The organism is Cellulomonas sp. P4_A2 (genome assembly GCF_056402515.1).
The window spans coordinates 1-384 of sequence record NZ_JBFUHG010000185.1 but is presented as its reverse complement, the minus strand read 5'-3'; the positions used below and the strand labels follow the sequence as shown (position 1 = coordinate 384).

The window sequence follows — 384 nt, the reverse complement described above, 5'->3', positions numbered from 1 at the left end:
GTCATGGAGCGCCGCGAGTCCGCGCAGGAGCGCGTCACCGAGTTCACCGCACGGGTCTCGGCCGTCCAGGCGAAGGTCGACGACGCGACGGCCCGCAGGGACGCCGCGACGCAGGCTCTCGACGACGAGACCGCGACCGTCACGAAGGAGCGCGAGCTCGTCGCCGGCTCCGTACCGGCGGACCTGCTCAAGCTGTACGACCGGCTCCGCGCCCAGTCGGGCGGGGTCGGCGCCGCCCGCCTCTACCAGCGCCGCTGCGAGGGCTGCCGGCTGGAGCTGAACATCACCGAGGTCAACGACGTGAAGGCGGCGTCCCCGGACACGGTGCTGCGCTGCGAGAACTGCCACCGCATTCTGGTCCGTACGGCGGAGTCGGGCCTGTAA

At 72.1% G+C, this 384-nt stretch carries 1 protein-coding gene; it reads left to right on the top strand.

Features of this window, described 5'->3' with window-relative positions:
• Window positions 1-384, top strand: a 384-nt coding sequence (locus AC1DUE_RS20650) for a zinc ribbon domain-containing protein (protein ID WP_477041267.1), incomplete at its 5' end; no start/stop codon positions are given.